The sequence below is a fragment of the Escherichia sp. MOD1-EC5189 genome (assembly GCF_002966045.1).
Classification (GTDB): Bacteria; Pseudomonadota; Gammaproteobacteria; order Enterobacterales; family Enterobacteriaceae; genus Escherichia; species Escherichia coli_F.
Map to the genome: position 1 here is coordinate 106,196 of NZ_PTRX01000009.1, position 17,295 is coordinate 123,490.

Annotated in this window: 17 protein-coding genes; 2 read left to right on the plus strand and 15 right to left on the minus strand. The window is 53.2% G+C overall.

The annotated features are described in order from the left end of the window. Position 1 precedes the first annotated feature (1 nt). From gntU to ATB02_RS10410, 5 genes are all read right to left on the minus strand, one after another. Positions 2-1,342 carry a gluconate transporter gene (gntU, locus tag ATB02_RS10390; RefSeq protein WP_000210102.1) on the minus strand — a complete coding sequence of 447 codons (1,341 nt, stop codon included), beginning with the start codon at positions 1,340-1,342 and terminating at the stop codon, positions 2-4. A gap of 3 nt (positions 1,343-1,345) precedes the next feature. Further along, positions 1,346-1,873, minus strand: a complete 528-nt coding sequence (gntK, locus tag ATB02_RS10395) for a gluconokinase (RefSeq protein ID WP_000108320.1) — start codon at positions 1,871-1,873, stop codon at positions 1,346-1,348. A 139-nt stretch (positions 1,874-2,012) separates the two neighbouring features. Next, positions 2,013-3,008 (minus strand): gluconate operon transcriptional repressor GntR, encoded by a 996-nt coding sequence (gene gntR, locus ATB02_RS10400; protein ID WP_000730252.1) that lies wholly within the window; start codon positions 3,006-3,008, stop codon positions 2,013-2,015. Between the two features lie 223 nt (positions 3,009-3,231). Continuing rightward, positions 3,232-3,927: a quercetin 2,3-dioxygenase gene (yhhW, locus tag ATB02_RS10405; RefSeq protein ID WP_105271528.1), complete on the minus strand. Its 696-nt coding sequence runs from the start codon at positions 3,925-3,927 to the stop codon at positions 3,232-3,234. A gap of 123 nt (positions 3,928-4,050) precedes the next feature. Next, positions 4,051-5,088: an oxidoreductase gene (locus ATB02_RS10410; RefSeq protein WP_105271529.1), complete on the minus strand. Its 1,038-nt coding sequence runs from the start codon at positions 5,086-5,088 to the stop codon at positions 4,051-4,053. A gap of 334 nt (positions 5,089-5,422) precedes the next feature. On the opposite strand from ATB02_RS10410, the gene yhhY reads away from it, so the two are divergent. After that, positions 5,423-5,911, plus strand: coding sequence for an N-acetyltransferase (gene yhhY, locus ATB02_RS10420; RefSeq protein ID WP_001355005.1), 489 nt, complete (start codon positions 5,423-5,425; stop codon positions 5,909-5,911). A 49-nt stretch (positions 5,912-5,960) separates the two neighbouring features. Here the strand turns inward: yhhY and ggt are convergent, their stop codons facing one another. Further along, positions 5,961-7,706 (minus strand): gamma-glutamyltransferase, encoded by a 1,746-nt coding sequence (gene ggt / locus ATB02_RS10425; protein ID WP_000595123.1) that lies wholly within the window; start codon positions 7,704-7,706, stop codon positions 5,961-5,963. 119 nt (positions 7,707-7,825) lie between these two features. Between ggt and ATB02_RS10430 the strand changes: the two genes are divergently transcribed. Next, positions 7,826-8,266, plus strand: coding sequence for a DUF2756 family protein (locus ATB02_RS10430; protein ID WP_105271530.1), 441 nt, complete (start codon positions 7,826-7,828; stop codon positions 8,264-8,266). Here ATB02_RS10430 and ugpQ read toward each other — a convergent pair. The 9 genes from ugpQ to livH all read right to left on the minus strand — a co-directional run bounded on the left by ugpQ (position 8,253) and on the right by livH (position 17,285). Beyond that, on the minus strand, positions 8,253-8,996 hold the full coding sequence (gene ugpQ, locus ATB02_RS10435) for a glycerophosphodiester phosphodiesterase (protein WP_105271531.1): 744 nt from the start codon (positions 8,994-8,996) through the stop codon (positions 8,253-8,255). The genes ATB02_RS10430 and ugpQ overlap by 14 nt on opposite strands. Continuing rightward, positions 8,993-10,063: a sn-glycerol 3-phosphate ABC transporter ATP binding protein UgpC gene (gene ugpC, locus ATB02_RS10440; protein WP_000907804.1), complete on the minus strand. Its 1,071-nt coding sequence runs from the start codon at positions 10,061-10,063 to the stop codon at positions 8,993-8,995. Before ugpC ends, ugpQ begins: the two co-directional genes overlap by 4 nt. A gap of 1 nt (position 10,064) precedes the next feature. Further along, the gene (gene ugpE, locus ATB02_RS10445) at positions 10,065-10,910 is read right to left on the minus strand and encodes a sn-glycerol-3-phosphate ABC transporter permease UgpE (RefSeq protein WP_000572172.1); all 846 of its coding nucleotides are present in this window, start codon (positions 10,908-10,910) and stop codon (positions 10,065-10,067) included. Further along, entirely contained in the window at positions 10,907-11,794 is an 888-nt protein-coding gene (ugpA, locus tag ATB02_RS10450) for a sn-glycerol-3-phosphate ABC transporter permease UgpA (protein ID WP_000099289.1), read from the minus strand. The genes ugpE and ugpA overlap by 4 nt, the downstream gene beginning before the upstream one ends. Positions 11,795-11,891: 97 nt before the next feature. Beyond that, positions 11,892-13,208 (minus strand): sn-glycerol-3-phosphate ABC transporter substrate-binding protein UgpB, encoded by a 1,317-nt coding sequence (ugpB, locus tag ATB02_RS10455; protein ID WP_105271532.1) that lies wholly within the window; start codon positions 13,206-13,208, stop codon positions 11,892-11,894. Between the two features lie 397 nt (positions 13,209-13,605). After that, the gene (gene livF, locus ATB02_RS10460; protein WP_000416895.1) at positions 13,606-14,319 is read right to left on the minus strand and encodes a high-affinity branched-chain amino acid ABC transporter ATP-binding protein LivF; all 714 of its coding nucleotides are present in this window, start codon (positions 14,317-14,319) and stop codon (positions 13,606-13,608) included. Position 14,320: 1 nt separating this feature from the next. After that, complete coding sequence (gene livG, locus ATB02_RS10465; protein ID WP_000082101.1) at positions 14,321-15,088, minus strand: high-affinity branched-chain amino acid ABC transporter ATP-binding protein LivG; 768 nt, start codon at positions 15,086-15,088, stop codon at positions 14,321-14,323. Further along, on the minus strand, positions 15,085-16,362 hold the full coding sequence (livM, locus tag ATB02_RS10470) for a branched chain amino acid ABC transporter permease LivM (RefSeq protein ID WP_000803807.1): 1,278 nt from the start codon (positions 16,360-16,362) through the stop codon (positions 15,085-15,087). The genes livG and livM overlap by 4 nt, the downstream gene beginning before the upstream one ends. Further along, a complete protein-coding gene (livH, locus tag ATB02_RS10475; RefSeq protein ID WP_001295097.1) occupies positions 16,359-17,285 on the minus strand; it encodes a high-affinity branched-chain amino acid ABC transporter permease LivH in 927 nt (308 codons plus the stop codon). The genes livM and livH overlap by 4 nt, the downstream gene beginning before the upstream one ends. Positions 17,286-17,295 lie beyond the last annotated feature (10 nt).

Genomic DNA, 17,295 nt, shown 5'->3' on the forward strand with positions numbered 1-17,295 from the left:
CTTAACTCAACAGCTGGAACGCAATCATCCCGACGATGGCACCAACGGTGCCGAGGATGGTTTCCATCATGGTCCAGGTTTTCAGCGTTTCGGCTTCGGTCGCGCCGGTAAATTTACCGAACAACCAGAAACCGGCGTCGTTAACGTGGCTGACAACAATCGAACCACCGGCGATACAAATCGACAGCGCCGCCATTTGCGCACCGGAGTAGTTCAGTTGTTCAATAACCGGCATCACCAGTCCCACCGCCGTTAAACAGGCAACGGTGGCAGAACCCTGAATGATACGCACCGCCGCAGCCAGCACAAAGCAGGTGATGGCAATCGGCAGGCCCATGCCGGTTAACGCTTCGCCCAGTGCCGGACCTACGCCAGAGTCAACCAGCACCTGTTTGAACACGCCGCCTGCACCAATCACCAGCAGAATGATCCCCGCCGGTTGCAGCGCGTGACCACAAATCTCCATCACTTTGTCTTTTGGCATACCCTGACGCATTGCCAGGCCATAAATTGCTACCAGACAAGCAACCAGAATTGCGGTAAACGGATGACCGATAAACTCGAACCATTCGTAAGCGGTAGAGCCTTCCGGCACAAAACGCGCGGCAATGGTTTTCAGCCCCACCAGCACCAGCGGCAGCAGGATCAGCGACAGGCTGAATCCGAAGGACGGCATTTTGCCTTCGCCGAGATGCGGTTCGCTGATATCGTCAGGAATATGCAGCTCCACGTAGCGGCTGATGAAATTACCCCACAGCGGCCCGGCAATAATCATTCCCGGGATTGCCGCACACAGACCAATCAGGATCATCCAGCCAAAGTCAGCATTCATCTGCGATGCCAGCAGCATTGGCGCTGGCCCCGGTAGTAAGAACGCCGCTGCTGCCGCCACGCCCGCGAATAACGGGATAACCAGCTTCACCAGGTTCGTGCCAGTATGGCGCGCCATTGAGAAAGCAACGCTAATCAGCAGAACAATCGCCACTTCAAAGAACAGCGGTAGCGCACAGACCAGACCCGCAAGGCCAATGGCATAATGCGCACGACTGTGACCGAAGGATTTGAGCATTTTGACGGCAATCTGATCGACTGCGCCGGTTTCATGTAAGATCTTGCCAAACATGGCTCCCAGAGCGACAACTACCGCCAGGAAGCCGAGGGTGCCTCCCATCCCTTTTTCCATCGTCGCTGCGATTTTATCGAGCGGCATACCGGAAAAAAGGCCAGCCCCCATAGACACCACCATCAAAGCCAGGAAAGCGTGCATACGCGCCTTCATGACTAAAAACAGCAGCAGTAAAACAGACCCTACTGCTGTTAAAACAAGCGTTAATGTAGTCACTACTTATTTGCCTTTTTTAATAACCTCAATGGTGCTTGCCACAACACCTTCCAGCGGTTGATCGATATCCACCACCAGTACATCGGTTTCGTCCGCACCCGGCTCCTGCAGCGTTTCAAACTGCGTCACCAGCATTTGGGTTTTAAAGAAATGGCCTTTGCGCGCTTTCAGACGGCTTTCAATTACATCAAAATCGCCTTTCAGGTAGATGAAAGAGAGATTCGGATTACCTTCACGCAGCAGGTCGCGATAGTGCTTTTTCAGTGCAGAACAGACGATCAGCGACACTTTATTGGTGCGCTGCATGGCAAACGCGGCGTCGTTAAGCGCCTGTAACCACGGTTTGCGATCGTCGTCATTCAGCGGTTCGCCAGACGCCATTTTTTCGATATTGCAGCGCGGATGGAGGAAATCGCCATCAAGAAACGCGGCATGAAGTTGATGCGCCACTTCACTGGCGACTGCAGATTTGCCGCTGCCCGATACGCCCATCAAGACGTAAATGTGGTGATCATGGTTAGTCGTGCTCAAAGTGGTGCCCCCACAATACAAGAATCAGAAAATGTTACGGGTAACTGTTATCGGTAACATTGTCCAGCCGGACAAAAACAGAAGCAATATCCATCCGTGCCTTAAGTGTATAAGTGTGAGCTACTTCAAATTTGTGAGCTTAAATAGATCCGCCTGGTGACAAGGTGAAACCTAAATCTAACATTTTCGGTGTCACAGATTCGCCACGAATACGCGCCAGCAGGCGCTCAGCGCCAATGCTGCCCATCCGCTCACGCGGCGTCAGCACGCTCGCCAGCCGTGGCTCCATCACCTGACCAATGTCATGACCGTGGAAACCGGCAATCGCCATATCGTCAGGAACTTTCAGCCCCAGACGCTGACATTCAAACGCCGCGCCGACCGCCAGGTCATCATTAGTACAAAATACGCCATCCAACTGCGGATATTCCCGCCGCGCCTGGCGAATCAGTTCAATACCGGAAGAGTAAGAAGAAGATTGCTCGACCATCACGCTATACGGCACCAGGCCTGCATCCAGCATCGCCTGCTCATATCCCTTCTGTTTGATGATAGTACGTTCGTCGAGGCGTGCGCCGAGATAGGCAATGTGACGATGCCCGCGAGCAATAATGGCGGTGGTCATCTGGCGTGCCGCTTCAAAGTTATCAAAACCGACGGCGATATCGAGGCACGGCGACTTACTGTCCATCAGCTCCACCACCGGAATACCCGCTACTTCAATCATCTTTAAGGTGCGGGGCGTGTGGGTACGTTCGGTGAGAATAAGTCCGTCGATATTCCAGGAAAGCATTGATTCGAGGCGTTCTTGCTCCATTTCCGGTTTATAACCGTAGTGCGCCAGCATCGTCTGATAACCGTGTGCGTCCGTGACGCTTTCGATACCGCGTAATACTTCAGCGAAAACCTGGTTGGTGAGTGAAGGTAACAGGACGCCAATCGCCCGGCTGGTGGCATTAGAGAGGATATCGGGCGCGCGATTGGGAATATAACCCAGTTCATCAAGAGCGGCGGCAATCTTGCCACGTAGAGCGACGGAAACCTGCTCCGGGTTGCGTAAAAAACGGCTGACCGTCATTTTGGTCACGCCAACACGGTCAGCCACATCCTGAAGTACGGGTCTTTTCTTTTTCATCGTCCTGAAGGTACAAAAGAGATAGATTCTCTTAGTTTAACACGGACGCATCAGAACCTTCCCGGAGAAAACAGTGCTTGTTTACAATAATTAGATATACACTAAATCAATTGCATCGCATTGTGCTAAAGACGCGACGAAACCCCGGTCGCGTACATTAGCACGCGACCGGGGCGAGCGATGAAGCCCACAAAAAGGCAGGCTTCAAAAATGCCGTTAAGTTTTAAACCGGCGGCAGATCGAACAGTAACGCTTCGCTGTCGCTGTCAGCGTGGATGGAGATTGCCTGCTCATCCCAGATTGCCAGACCATCGCTGGTCGAGGCTTTCACGCCGTTAATGGTAACATTGCCTTTCACTACCTGAATCCAGACGCGGCGTTCAGCGGCAATCTGATGAATCGACTGCTCATCTTTTACCAGCGCCCAGCGGTACAGTTCCATATCCTGATACACTTTCAATGAACCATCACGCGCATCCGGCGAGAGCACCAGTTGTTTGCCCTGTACGGCATCAAAGCGACGCTGTTCATAACGCGGCGTAATACCGTTTTCTTCTGGCATGATCCAGATCTGATACAGGTGCAGACGCTCGGTGCTGCTTGGGTTGTACTCTGAGTGACGAATACCCGTACCCGCACTCATAATCTGGAACTCGCCCGCCGGAACCTGCTCTTTATTGCCCATGCTGTCCTGGTGCTCAACAGTACCTTCCAGCACGTAGGTCAAAATTTCCATATCTTTATGCGGGTGAGTGCCGAAGCCCTGCCCTGCTTCAATCACGTCGTCGTTAATCACGCGCAGCGCGGAGAAGCCCATAAAGTTCGGGTCGTAATAGTTGGCAAAAGAGAAAGTATGCCAGGAGTCCAGCCAGCCATGATTTGCATAACCACGTTCATTTGCTTTGCGTAAGTAGATCATTTGTATTCGCCCCCTGAATGATTTCGATGGGCTTAGTGTGGACCCGATCCGCCTGGGATGATAGAGGGTGAAAATTGACCCCTCTGTTCAAAAAAATTGAACTATTCGAGAGGTCCATCAAACTTACTTCGCAAGAGTCACTGTGGAGGGAGAGGCTTGCTCAAAACCGCGTTCAAGGATTTCCAGATTGGTAAGAACTTCAGATTCCTTGACGTAATTTGGTGCACCGTTGGTGATGGTTTGATACAACGCATCATAAACGCGCCCATAATCGCCCATCTCTGGCTTCATCTCTTCTCTGACCGTAACGCCCTCGTCATTGACATACTCCAGCACACCGACCGAATCATCCGCTGCGAATCCCGGCTCGCCCGGCATAATATTAGCCTTCAGGCTGGTTTCCTGCTGGTCGATACCGTATTTAATAAACGAACCTTTCTTACCGTGAACGATAAATTTCGGATAATCGATTTTCACCAGATGGCTGGTTTTGACGATGGCTTTTAGATCGCCATAAAACAGCTGCACTTCGAAGGTGTCGTCAGGATTGGCTTTATTACGCAGGCTGCGGATGTCATAAGCGACGTGATCCGGGCGACCGAACAGCGAGATAATCTGGTCCATCGTATGCACACCAAGGCCATAGAACGCGCCATCCTGCGGCAGCCCGGGTTTGGTTTCTGCCACCGGGCGGTAATAGTCAAAATGGCTTTCCACTTCGACAATCTCTCCCAGCTTGCCGCTTTCAATCGCTTTTTTCGCCATCAGAAAACAGGAGTCAAAGCGACGATTCTGATACGGCGTAACGGTCAGCCCTTTGCTTTTCGCCAGCGCAAACAGCTCTTTCGCCTGCGCAAGTGTCGGGGTGAACGGTTTTTCGACCAGCACATTTTTCCCGGCTTCCAGCGCGCGTTTCGCGTACTCGAAGTGGCTGTCCGCATGAGTGCAGACGACAATCAACTTAACGTCGGGATCGTTTAGCACTTCGTCGAGATCGCTGGTGAAATGAATATGGGAATAAATGGGAGCCTGTTCTTCCGGCTTCGCATGGCGGCGAAAAATATGCGCGACATGCCAGCTATCCTTGCGGTTAAGTACATACGGCAGATGGTAACGGGTGGTGCTTTTGCCGAAGCCAATAAAGGCGCAGTTGATGACCATGATTTCGTCCTTTTTAAGGTGGTTATTTACACCTTAGCGCAAAGCGGACGCGGTTCCTACAGGAGTGCGCATAACAAACACAAGCACTTCCCGTGGATAAATTGAGAACGAAAGGTCAAAAAAAAAAGCCAGCACCCGGCTGGCTAAGTAATACTGGAAGCAATGTGAGCAATGTCGTGCTTTCAGGTTCTCCGCGAGGGTCTTCCTGATCGCGAGACAATAATAATCATTCTCATTCGCACTTGTCCAACACTTTTTGCAAAAAAATGCATTTGACTCGCATTTGAAAGTCAATGATGTTGAAAGGGACATTTACCCCAAAGAGGACAAAGGAATGAGTGAGATAGTAATACGCCACGCAGAAACACGGGATTACGAGGCCATCAGGCAGATTCACGCCCAGCCGGAGGTGTATTACAACACGCTACAACTACCTCATCCTTCGGAAGGCTGGTGGCCAGAAAGATTGAAAGATCGCCAGGGATTTAAACAACTGGTTGCCTGCATTGATAGTATCGTGGTGGGTCATCTTTTCGTGGAAGCTTATCAAGGCCCACGTCGCAGTCATGTTGCAACTTTTGGTATCTGTGTTGACTCCCGCTGGCACAACCGTGGCATCGCCAGCGCCCTGATCCGCGAATTGATTGAAATGTGCGACAACTGGTTACGGATAGATCGTATTGAGTTGACGGTGTTTGCGGATAACGCCCCAGCAATCGCAGTCTATAAAAAATTCGGATTTCTCATAGAAGGTACCGGCAAAAATTACGCTTTTCGTAATGGCGAATATGTCGATGCGTATTATATGGCGCGGGTGAAATAGAGAATTTGTAATCTAAAAGCCCTCACCTACCTGGAGAGGGCTTAAGATATTAATACCCCGCCGTTAAATCATCTACCGAACGTGGGTCGGAAGCGCCATACAATTCGCCGTCCGGCCCAACCATAATGCTTTGTGTACTGCCCATCGCCTCTTTTAGCGCCACTTTCTGACCTTTTGCTTCCAGCAGCTTGAGCGTATCCGGACTAAATCCTTTCTCAACACGCAGCTCGTCCGGCAACCACTGATGGTGGAAACGCGGCGCATTGGTCGCTTCGGCGACATTCATGCCATAATCGATGCTGTTCACCACCATTTGCAGCACAGTGGTGATAATTCGGCTTCCGCCAGGACTACCGGTCACCAGCCAGGTTTTTCCGTCTTTCACCACAATGGTTGGTGACATTGATGACAGCGGACGTTTATTCGGCCCGACAGCGTTAGCATCGCCGCCCACCAGCCCGTAAACGTTCGGTACGCCCGGTTTGGCGGAGAAATCATCCATCTGATTATTAAGCAGAATACCGCTCTCACCCGCGACAATACCCGTACCGAAGGTGGTGTTCAGCGTATAGGTCACCGCCACGGCGTTACCGTCTTTATCCACCACTGAGTAATGGGTAGTTTGATTACTCTCATAAGGCGCAAGCTTGCCAGGACGAATTTCGCTGGATGGCTTCGCTTTATTGATATCGATTTGATCGGCAATAGATTTGGCATAGGCTTTATTGGTCAGCGCCTGCCACGGTACTTTGACAAAATCCGGGTCGCCAAGATATTCCGAGCGATCGGCGTAGGCATGTTTCTCCGCTTCTGCCATGATTTGCATCGCGTCGGCGCTGCCAAAGCCGTATTTCTGCATATCGAAGTTTTCCAGAATATTGAGGATCTGTACGATATGGATCCCGCCGGAGGATGGCGGTGGCATGGAGTAAACCTGATACCCGCGATAATCGCCACTTATTGGTGTACGTTCGACCGCTTTATAGGCCGCTAAATCTTCTTTAGTGATCAAGCCACCGTTTTTCTGCATCTCCAGGGCGATCTGTTCCGCTATCGTGCCTTTGTAGAATTCATCCGGGCCGTTTTCGGCAATCATCTCCAGGCTCTTTGCCAGATTCGTCTGTACCAGCTTGTCGCCCTTTTTCAGCGGTTCGCCCTCTTTCCAGAAGATAGCTTTGCTGTTTTCGTGATTTGGTAGCACTTCACTGCCGTAGGTTTTGAGATCGTCTGCCAGCGCATCGTTAACGATAAAACCATCGCGTGCCAGTTTAAACGCAGGCTGCACAACTTTGTTCAGCGGCATGGTGCCGTATTTCTCCAGCGCCAACGAGAAGCCCGCTACCGTACCGGGTGTGCCAGAAGCAAGATGCGAAGTGAGAGATTTTTTGCTGTCCGGGTTGCCCTGATCATCAAGGAACATATCGCGGGTCGCTTTGGCGGGTGCCATTTCGCGGAAATCGATGGCGGTGGTATTGCCATCTTTAGTGCGGATCAGCATAAAACCGCCGCCGCCCAGATTCCCTGCCTGCGGATGCGTTACCGCCAGCGCGTAGCCCACTGCCACGGCAGCATCAACGGCATTCCCGCCCTGCTTAAGGATATCTACCCCCACCTGAGTGGCAGTGGCGTCCACAGATGCTACCATCCCCTGCTTCGCGCGTACCGGATGGAAGACATCCTCCTCCACGCCATACGAGACTGGCGGTGGCGCAGGTGGCGCGGCGACAGCACTAAAACAACTTCCTGTGAGCAGAGCAGCAATAGCCACCCGGCGTAAAAACGTCGGTTTTATCATCGTTATACTCCAGAGATTAAGGGGCAACCCCAGCTAAGCCTGGTATATAACTCTGAATTAATCCTGATGATTGCAGGAAAGGAGTAAACTTAAAGAATATCTTCAGAGGAGGATACGCGATGAAACGACTTCTGCTTTTGACGGCACTCCTGCCGTTTGTCGGCTTTGCACAGCCCATTAATACTCTGAATAACCCCAACCAGCCGGGATATCAGATCCCCAGCCAGCAGCGGATGCAAACTCAAATGCAAATGCAGCAAATCCAGCAAAAAGGGATGCTGAATCAGCAACTGAAAACGCAAACGCAATTACAACAGCAGCATTTAGAAAATCAGCTTAATAGCAACTCTCAGCGGGTATTGCAGTCACAGCCGGGGGAGCTAAATCCCGCCCGACAGCAAATGCTGCCCAACACCAACGGCGGGATGTTAAACAGCAACCGTAATCCGGATAGTTCGTTGAATCAGCAGCATATGTTGCCGGAGAGGAGAAACGGCGACATGCTGAATCAGCCCAGCACGCCGCAGCCTGATATTCCGTTGAAAACTATTGGGCCGTAAAGTTCGGGCCAATCACATCAATCGCATCGGTACAGATGCAATCCACGCCCCAGCGCAGCAACTCTGCCGCGCGCTGGGGTTTGTTGACGGTATAAACCAGAATCCGTAATCCAGCGTCTTTCAACTGCATCACTCGCGCTTTATCGAGCAACTTATGATTGAGATGAATAGAGACGCAGTCCAGCCTCGTGGTCAGTTCGCGCCAGTCGTCGCGCCACTCATCCAGCAACAAACCGCGCGGCAGTTCCGGTGCAGCCTGGTGCGCGGCTTCTAAAGCATCAATCTCAAACGATGACAGCAGCGGCGGCGTCATACCAGCCCACAGTTCGCTCGCCGCCAGCGATACCATTTTACCCGTTAATGGACCAGTGCCAGTGGTGGGTTTGATTTCAATATTTGCCATCATCCCATGTTCACGGCAGCGTTCCGCCACCTGCGAAAGCAACGGCAGCGGCTCACCTTTAAACGCTTTGCTGTACCAACTGCCCGCATCCACGCGCAGTAAATCCTGCCAGTTCAGTTCGCCCGCGACGCCCCAGCCGTTGCTGGTGCGTTCGAGATTATCGTCATGCAGCAGGAAGATCTCACCATCTTTCGATAACTTCGCATCAAATTCGATCATCTTATGACCGTATTTTGCCCCAACGTCGATTGCCGCCAGGGTGTTTTCCGGGGCCAGCTTACCGCCGCCACGGTGGGCGACAATGCGGGGATAAGGCCAGTTACTCATACTCGTTGTCCTGTTTCACCATCAAAAAGATGCAGCTGATTTTCCGGCAGATGCAGCCACAGCGTGCTGCCTGTCGTCGGGCGCTCCTGATGCGCCAGTCGCACCACCAGCTTCTGTTCGCCCCAGCGTCCGTGCGCCAGGTTATCTGCGCCGAGGATCTCCAGCGTGTCCATCACTAGCGGTATGCCGCCTTCTGCCTGCGAGCTTAACGCAATATGTTCCGGGCGAATGCCAAGAGTCATTTTACGCCCGGCATACTGACGGTAGCCACCGTTTAGCGGTAGCGCGATACCGCCATCCAGTTCGAAATGCGTGCCTTCGTTATTCACGCGGCCTGTCAGCAGGTTCATCGCCGGACTGCCGATAAAACTCGCCACAAACAGAGTGGCGGGCTTTTCGTAGACTTCAACTGGCGTGCCAATCTGTTCGGCAACGCCGCCGTTCATCACCATTACCCGCTGAGCGAGCGTCATCGCCTCAACCTGATCGTGAGTAACGTAGAGTGAAGTCGTTTTCAGGCGACGGTGCAGTTGTTGCAGCTCAAGGCGCATCTGAACGCGCAGCTTGGCATCGAGGTTAGAGAGCGGCTCATCAAACAGGAACACCGCCGGATCGCGCACAATCGCACGGCCCATCGCTACACGCTGACGCTGACCGCCAGAAAGCTCACGCGGACGACGCTTGAGCAGGCCATCCAGCTCCAGAATACGCGCCGCTTCTTTAACACGTTCGGCAATTTGTTGCTTGCCCATGCCGCGAATTTTCAGCCCCCACGCCATGTTTTCTTCGACACTCATATGCGGATAAAGCGCGTAGTTCTGGAACACCATCGCAATCCCGCGATCTTTCGGCTCCATTTCGGTCACGCGTTGGTCGTTAATCCAGATATCGCCTTCGGTGACCCGCTCCAGCCCGGCAACCATGCGCAGCAGCGTGGATTTCCCGCAGCCAGACGGCCCGACCATCACGATAAATTCGCCATCCGCCACATCAAGGGTCAGCGGTTTAATAACCTGGGTTTTGCCATCCCAGCTTTTGGTTACTGCCTGTAATTTCAGTCCTGCCATCTTATTTCTCACTATCGACCAGGCCGCGCACGAAGGCACGCTGCATCACTAAAACAATCACCACCGGAGGGATAAGCGTTAACAACATCGCCGCCATCACCGAATTCCATTCCGTGGTGCCTTCGCCTGTAGCGATCATCCCTTTGATTCCTGCCACGGTGGTGCCGAGATCAACATCGGTAATAATCAACAACGGCCACAAATACTGGTTCCAGCCGTAAATAAAAGTGATCACAAACAGCGCCGCCAGATTGGTTTTCGACAGCGGAAAAACGATGTCGCAAAAGAAACGCATTGGTGACGCACCGTCGATACGCGCCGCTTCCACCAGCTCATCCGGCAGCGTCATAAAGAACTGGCGGAACAAGAAAGTAGCGGTCGCAGAGGCCATCAGCGGCAGCGTTAAACCAGCGTAGCTGTCGAGCATGTTCAGGTTGGCGATGACTTCTACTGTCGGGAAGATACGCACTTCAACCGGCAGCATAAGGGTGATAAAAATCATCCAGAAGAAGAGGTTACGCAGCGGAAAACGAAACCAGACAATGGCAAATGCCGAGAGCATCGAGACGGTAATTTTGCCGAGCGTAATGCTGAACGCCATCACGAAGCTGTTAAGCAACATCCGCCAGAACGGCGCGCTATTTGTGCCTACCCCGTTCACCCAGATGTTGTGGATATTTTCCAGCAGATGCGTGCCGGGGATGAGCGTCATCGGCGCGGCGTAGACGGCCTGTTTATCCAGCGTCGCCGCGACAAACGCCACGTACAGCGGGAAGAGGATCACCGCGATCCCGAGGATCAGCATGGTATGGCTGAATATTGTCAGCCACGGACGGTTCTCAATCATTGGTAACGCACCTTGCTTTCAACATAGCGGAACTGCACCACCGTCAGCACGATGACGAGGAACATCAACACCACCGACTGCGCGGCAGATGAAGCCAAATCCAGCCCGGTAAAGCCTTCGCGGTAGATCTTATAAATCAGCGTCGTGGTAGCCTGTACTGGTCCGCCGGACGTGGCGGCGTCGATCACCGGGAAGGTATCGAAGAAGGCGTACACCAGGTTCACCACCAGCAGGAAGAAACTCACCGGCGCAATCAGCGGCAGCGCAATCTTAAAGAAGCGGCGAATCGGGCCTGCACCGTCGATGGCTGCGGCTTCAATCAACGAACGGGGAATGGATTGCAGCGCGGCATAGAAGAACAGAAAGTTGTAGCTGATTTGCTTCCATACTGAGGCAAACACCACCAGGAACATTGCCTGACCGCTGTTTTGCGCATGGTTCCAGTCGTAGCCGAACTCAGCGAGAAAATGAGTGATCAGCCCGCGACCAGGGTTAAACAGGAAGATCCACAATACGGCGGCAACGGCGGGAGCCACGGCATACGGCAGCAGCATTAAGGTTTGATAGAAACGGCTGCCGCGCACGATGTACTCCACCAGCGCCGCGAAGAACAGCGACACCAGCAAACCGCTGACGGTGACAAAGGTGCTGAATTTTATCGTCGTCCAGAAGGAGTCGAGATAGTAGCTGTCATGAAACAGCGTGACGAAGTTATCCAGGCCGACAAACTGGCTGGAAAAGCCAAACGGATCGACGCTTTGTAGCGAGTACCACAACGCTTCGCCCGCAGGCCAGATAAAAAAGATAACGGTGATGATAAGCTGCGGCGCGACCAGCAAATAAGGCAGCCAGCGCGAGCGGAACACCGGACGGGATGATGACATTACGGTTAATTCCTGAACTGTGCCGGATGCGCTTCGCTTATCCGGCCTACACGCGATGCCAGGTCAGATAAGCGAAACGCATCCGACATTACACTGATTAAGACTTCGTAGACTGCTCAAAGCGGCGCAGTAACTGGTTCCCACGCTCAACGGCGGTATCCAGCGCCTGCTGTGGTGTCTTCTTACCGGTCCACACGCTCTCCAGCTCTTCATCCACAATCACGCGGATCTGCGGCATGTTGCCCAGACGCAGCCCTTTGGTGAACGGTAACGGCGGCTTGTTCAGCATCTGACGCGTCGCGGTATCCGCACCTGGGTTTTTCTCATAAAAGCCCTGCTCACGGGTCAGGTCATACGCCGCTTTGGTAATTGGCAGATAACCGGTTTTCTGATGCCACTCGGCAGCGTTTTCTGGCTTCGTGAGGAAGTCGAGGAACTTCGCCACGCCGGTATACGTTTCTTTATCTTTGCCCTGCATCACCCACAGGCTGGCTCCGCCGATAATGGCGTTTTGTGGTGCATCTTTCGCATCGGCGTCGTAAGGCATCATGCCTACGCCGTAGTTAAATTTGGCGTACTCGCGAATGTTGGCAAGAGAACCCGAAGAGGCGGTCGTCATCGCGCAATCACCGTTATAGAACTTCTCGGTAGATTCATCCTTACGCCCTACGTAACTGAAATCGCCCTTCTTGTTCATCTCTTCGAGCATGGCGATGTGTTTCACCTGCTCCGGCTTGTTGAACTCAAGCACCGCGTCCGTGCCGTCAAAGCCGTTGTTTTTGCTGGCAAACGGCAGACCGTTCCAGGCGCTAAAGTTTTCCAGTTGGATCCAGCCCTGCCAGCCGCTGGCGTAGCCGCACTTCATGCCGGAGGCTTTCAGTTTTGCGGCATAGTCCGCCAGATCCTGCCAGGTTTTCGGCGGCTGTTCCGGGTCTAACCCCGCTTTCTTGAAGGCGTCTTTGTTGTAATAGAGAACGGGAGTCGAGCTGTTGAACGGCTGGGAGAGTAAGTGGCCGGTTTTGCTGTCGGAGTAGTAACCTGAAACCGTCGGCACAAACTGCGACTCATCGAATTGAATCCCCGCCTCTTTAAACACGTCATACACCGGTTTAATGGCTTTCGACGCCATCATGGTGGCGGTGCCAACTTCATAAACCTGCAAAATAGCAGGCGCGTTGCCGGTACGAAATGCGGCAATCCCCGCACTTAAATTCTGTTCGTAGTTGCCTTTATAGGTCGGTACAATTTTGTAATCCGGGTTTTCGGCGTTAAAACGTTGGGCCAGAGAATCCACCTCTTTACCCAGTTCCCCTTCCATAGAATGCCAGAACGGAATGGTCGTCACTGCCTGTGCATTCCCCATTAACGCCAGTCCGAGCGCCAGTGCTGAAGCTGTATAATGTAACGGTTTCATCGTTTATCTCTCTTGTTGTACCGAATGCGCGAATTCACGCGTTTTATGCTCGCGGGGTAACATGACATGCTCGAATTACAGAAAAATAACTTTTTTGTTACATTTTTAAGATAGTAAGGTGTCAGAAAGATGACAAGGCGGTGACGGCGCGGGTGAGGGAAAATGGGAGATGGGGCACGGATAAGCGGGAAAAATAGAAGGTCTGAATCAAACTCTACAGATTGCTCATCGTTTCATGCCGGATGCGGCGTAAACGCCTTATCCGGCCTACAAGATCGTGCAAATTCAATATATTGCAACTCACCCAGTAGGCCTGATAAGCGCAGCGCATCAGGCAATTTTACATTTGTAACCTGTCTCAAAGGAGTCTTTTGACTCCTTATCAATCAACGTGTTATTACCCACCTAAATACGCACTTCTCACCGCTTCGTTTGCCAGCAGCGCATCGCCGGTATCGGAGAGCACCACATGACCGTTTTCCAGCACGTAGCCGCGATCAGCGAGCTTCAGCGCCTGGTTGGCGTTCTGCTCGACGAGGAAGATGGTCATCCCCTGCTCGCGCAGTTGTTCGATGGTGTCGAAAATTTGCTGGATGATAATCGGTGCCAGCCCGAGCGATGGCTCATCAAGCAGTAGCAAACGCGGGTTGCTCATCAGCGCGCGACCAATCGCCAGCATCTGCTGCTCACCGCCGGACATGGTGCCTGCCCGCTGAACACGGCGCTCATGCAGACGTGGAAACAGTTCATAGACCCACTTTATGCGCTCCTGGAACTGGTCGCGTTCAGCAAAAAAGCCGCCCATCGCCAGATTCTCTTCCACCGTCATGCGTGAGAAGACGCGACGTCCTTCCGGGACAATCGCCACCGCTTCGCGCATGATTTTCGCCGTCTGCCAGTCGGTAATGTCTTTATCATCAAACACAATTCGCCCGCTGGTGGCACGCGGGTCGCCGCATAACGTGCCGAGCAAGGTGGTTTTTCCCGCACCATTCGCGCCAATCAGCGTGACAATTTCGCCCTGATTGATATGCAGGCTCACCTCATGCAGCGCCTGGATTTTGCCGTAGTGGGCGCTGACTTTGTCAAAGGACAACATGACTTTTTCCATCTTATGCCTCACCTAAATAGGCACGGATCACGTCCGGGTTATTACGGATTTGCTCAGGCGTACCGTTTGCCAGTGGCGTCCCCTGATTGACCACGTAAATTCTGTCTGAAATCCCCATCACCAGTTTCATATCGTGTTCAATCAACAAGATAGTGGTGTTGTGATGGTTACGCAGTTCGGCAATCAGCTCATCCAGCTCTTTCGTCTCTTTCGGGTTAAGACCTGCTGCCGGTTCGTCGAGCATTAAAATCTCCGGCTGCGTCACCATACAGCGGGCAATCTCCAGACGGCGCTGGTCACCATAGGCCAGGTTACTCGCCTGACGGTTGGCATGTTCCAACAAACCAATGCGCTCAAGCCAGGTAGCGGCGCGGTCGAGCGCTTCACTTTGGGCGCGACGGAAGGATGGCGTTTTCAACAGGCCAGAGAACAGCCCGGTTTTCAGTTGCTGATGCTGCGCCACCAGCAGGTTTTCAATCACCGTCATTTCACGGAACAGACGCACATGCTGGAAAGTGCGCACCACGCCCATGCGGGCGATTTGCTGCCCCGGTAAACCTTCCAGATGCTGATCGCGCAGTAAAATGGTGCCACCGGTGGGTTTGTAGAAACCGGTCAGGCAGTTAAAAACCGTGGTTTTTCCGGCACCGTTAGGGCCGATTAACGAGACGATCTCCTGCGGGTACAGTTCAAGATTGACGTTATTCACCGCCAGCAGGCCGCCGAAGCGCATCATCAGGCCGTTAACAGATAATAATGGCTGACTCATGCCTGCTCTCCTTTCGCTGCGCCGTTTTTCAGCTTGAGTTGCGGGCGCGTCATGGGCAGCAAGCCCTGCGGACGCCAGATCATCATCAGCACCATCAAACCACCGAGCATTAACATGCTGTATTCGTTGAAATCACGCATCAACTCTCGCGACACCACCAGCAAAATTGCCGCCAGAATCACCGCAAATTGCGAGCCCATACCACCGAGCACCACTATCGCCAGCACAAACGCCGATTCGGCAAAGGTGAAGGATTCCGGGCTGACAAATCCCTGACGTGCCGCGAACAGCGTTCCGGCAAAACCCGCAAACGCGGCACTGATGGTAAAAGCGGTCAGCTTGATACGACGCGGACTTAAGCCCAGCGAACGACAGGCGATTTCATCTTCACGCAACGCTTCCCAGGCGCGGCCCAGCGGCATCCGCAGTAAGCGATTAATGACAAACAGGCTTAGTACCACCAGCAGTAACGCCACCAGGTAGAGGAAGATGACGCGATCGGACGGGTCGTATTTCAGGCCAAAGAAATTGCTGAACGTATCCCAGCCGCCTTCGCGGGCGGTGCGGCTGAACTCGAGTCCGAAGAGTGTCGGTTTCGGGATCTGACTAATTCCGTTCGGACCGCCGGTGATTTCCGTGTTATTGAGCAGCAATATGCGCACAATCTCGCCGAAACCGAGGGTAACGATCGCCAGATAGTCGCCACGTAAACGCAACACCGGGAAGCCGAGCAGGAAGCCCGCTGCCGCCGCCATCAACCCGGCAATCGGCAAACAGGTCCAGAAGCCCAGACCGTAATAGTGATTGAGCAAGGCAAAGGTGTAAGCGCCGATGGCGTAAAAACCACCGTAACCCAGTACCAGTAAGCCAGACAGCCCCACCACCACGTTCAGCCCGAGGCCGAGGATAATGTAGATCATAGTCAGGGTGGCGATATCCACCGTCCCGCGCGACACCATAAACGGCCACGCCACCGCAAGCACCAACAGTGCGACGAGGAACAGCTTTTGCTTCACCGTGGAGCCATCAATCGCGGGCAGAATAAACTTCGGCCCGGAAACGCTTTTCAATCCTTTCTGAAACGCAGGTCGCACAAGCTGGAAGAAAAAGACCACCGCAGTGCCAATAAACACCCACTGCCATCGGATGTCTGAAGCCGTATCGACCACCAGTTTGGTGCCGTCCAGCTCCAGTTGCACACCCATAAAGACGCCCGCGAGAACAAAGAACATGGCTGCAGAGAGCAGCGCCATTGCAATATGCATCGGTTTCATACTTTCTCTACCTCCGGGCGACCCAGAATACCGGTCGGCATCACCAGCAGTACCAGAATCAGCAGGGCAAATGAAACCACATCCTTATATTCCGTACTCAGATAGGCAGAAGAGAGCGCTTCCGCAATCCCCAGGATCAGGCCGCCAATCATCGCTCCCGGAATACTGCCAATCCCACCGAGCACCGCAGCAGTAAAGGCTTTCATCCCGGCCATAAAGCCGATGTAGGGGTTAATTACGCCATAGAACTGACCGAGCAGCACACCTGCCACCGCCGCCATCGCCGCGCCAATCACAAAGGTCAGCGCAATCACCCGGTCAGTGTTGATGCCAAGCAGGCTCGCCATTTTCAGGTCTTCCGCGCAGGCACGACAGGCGCGCCCCATGCGGGAATAGCGGATGAAAATTGTCAGCGCCAGCATGGCAAGGAAGGTAACAATCCAGATCACCGCCTGCATGGTGGTAATAGAGGCAGAGAAGTTTTCACTATGGCCCACAACCCACTGACCGTTAAACAGGCTGGGTAGCGCCACGTCGCGCGAACCTTCGGTCAGGCTGACGTAGTTTTGCAGGAAGATGGACATGCCGATTGCCGAGATGAGCGCAATCAGGCGCTTAGAGTTACGCACCGGGCGGTAAGCCACACGTTCGATACTCCAGCCATAGGCGCTGGCAATGACGATTGCGCCGACGAATCCCGCCGCCACCAGCAGCCAGCCGGTATCAATGCCCAGCATCATCAGTGCGGCGATGATCATAAAAGAGACGTAGCTGCCGATCATATAAACCTCGCCGTGGGCGAAGTTGATCATGCCGATAATGCCGTAAACCATGGTGTAGCCGATGGCTATCAGCGCGTAGGTACTGCCCAGCGTGACGCCGTTAAACATCTGCTGCAAGAAATACAAAAACTGCTCAGACATAAGGTAACCT